The organism is Streptomyces sp. NPDC001219, from assembly GCF_053597915.1.
This window is the reverse complement of record NZ_JBSFJF010000156.1, coordinates 1-1,666: the sequence shown is the minus strand read 5'-3', so window position 1 is coordinate 1,666 and position 1,666 is coordinate 1. Positions and strand designations below refer to the sequence as shown.

The 1,666-nt window shown below is 67.9% G+C and carries 1 protein-coding gene and 2 pseudogenes; 1 reads left to right on the top strand and 2 read right to left on the bottom strand.

All coding sequences use genetic code 11. The features are described from left to right. Positions 1 to 600, top strand: a pseudogene (locus tag ACWC9R_RS37030) (dehypoxanthine futalosine cyclase); the annotation flags it as partial. Positions 601 to 851: 251 nt separating this feature from the next. Here ACWC9R_RS37030 and ACWC9R_RS37025 read toward each other — a convergent pair. Both ACWC9R_RS37025 and ACWC9R_RS37020 read right to left on the bottom strand, forming a co-directional pair. Continuing rightward, positions 852 to 1,157 (bottom strand): ferredoxin, encoded by a 306-nt coding sequence (locus ACWC9R_RS37025; protein WP_450738275.1) that lies wholly within the window; start codon positions 1,155 to 1,157, stop codon positions 852 to 854. Between the two features lie 74 nt (positions 1,158 to 1,231). Further along, positions 1,232 to 1,666: pseudogene (locus tag ACWC9R_RS37020) on the bottom strand (aminofutalosine synthase MqnE); the annotation flags it as partial.

The following is a 1,666-nucleotide window of genomic DNA, read 5'->3' as shown; positions in this document are numbered from 1 at the left end:
CTGGAGATCATGGAGACGGCCCACGAGCTGGGCGTGGAGTCGACCTCCACGATGCTGATGGGCACCGGCGAGACCAACGCCGAGCGGATCGAGCACATCCGCATGATCCGCGACGTCCAGGACCGCTCCAACGGCTTCCGGGCGTTCATCCCGTACACCTACCAGCCGGAGAACAACCACCTGAAGGGCCAGACCCAGGCGACGGTCTTCGAGTATCTGCGCATGCTCGCCATCGCGCGGATCTTCCTGGACAACGTCCCGCACATCCAGGGGTCCTGGCTGACCACCGGCAAGGAGGCCGGACAGCTTTCCCTGCACTACGGCGCCGACGACCTCGGCTCGGTGATGCTGGAGGAGAACGTGGTCTCCTCGGCCGGCGCCAAGCACCGCTCCGACCGTATGGAGCTGCTGCAGCTGATCCGGTCGGCCGAACGGACCCCGGCGCAGCGCGACACGACCTACCACCACCTGGTCGTCCATGACGACCCGGCCAACGACCCGGTCGACGACCATGTCGTCTCCCACCTGTCCTCCACCGCCCTGGACGGCCCGGACGACGCGAGGAGCCACCCCGAGCTGAAGGTGATCGGGGCGAGCTGACCGGATCGGCCTTCCTCGCCACGCCTCCCCTAGCTGCCACCCACGCGGTGACCGGATCACTTGGCTGATCCGGTCACCGCCGTGCTGTGTACGGAGACCCCGGCGGCGCGGCCCCAGGCCGAAGTGCCCCGGCCGGCCGGAACCCCGGCCGGCCGGAACCCCGGCCGGCCCATGCCGACAGGCCGGTCCCCGAAAGCATCTTCCGGGAACCAGCCTGTTCGCTGTGTGTCCTGCGGGCCCGCCGACCGGGGTCAGGCCGACTCGGCCTCCGGCCCGTAGACCTCCACCGCGTCCTTGACGCGCCGTACGTGAATGCACTCGCCCGGACAGTCCTTGGCCGAGTCCGCGACATCCCGGATCAGCTCCAGGGGCAGCGGCACGGTCGCCCGGGGCTCCTGGAGCAACTCGTCGTTCTCACCCTTCACATAGGCGAGACCGTCGATGTCCAGCTCGAAGACCTCCGGCACGTACTCCACGCAGATGCCGTCTCCGGTGCACAGGTCCTGGTCGATCCAGACCTCGAGTTTGTCGTCGTTCACGTTCGCGTTGGTGGACATACCGCCTGCCTGCCGATCGTGGTCGTGGTCTTGGTCTGTGGTTTCGGGTGCTCGGGTGCTCGGGCCGGTGGGTCTCAGACCCGCATGGGCTGCGGGGACTCGCGACGGTCGGGGTCCGGGCCCGGGTACTCGCGGATGGTCTCGTAGCGGGTGTTGCGCTCGACGGGGCGGAAGCCGGCATCCCGGATCAGGTCGAGAATGTCCTCGCGGGTCAGCTTGTCCGGGGTGCCGAAGTCATCCGCGTCATGCGTGATCTTGTACTCGACCACCGAGCCGTCCATGTCGTCCGCACCGTGGTTCAGGGCCAGCTGGGCCGTCGACACCCCGTGCATGACCCAGAAGACCTTGACGTGCGGGACGTTGTCGAAGAGCAGACGGGAGACCGCGAAGGTCTTCAGGGCCTCCGCGCCCGATGCCATGGTCGTCCGGGCCTGGAGCTTGTTGCGGACCTTGCCGTCCTGCATGTCGACGAAGTCGTGCTGGTAGCGCAGCGGGATGAAGACCTGGAA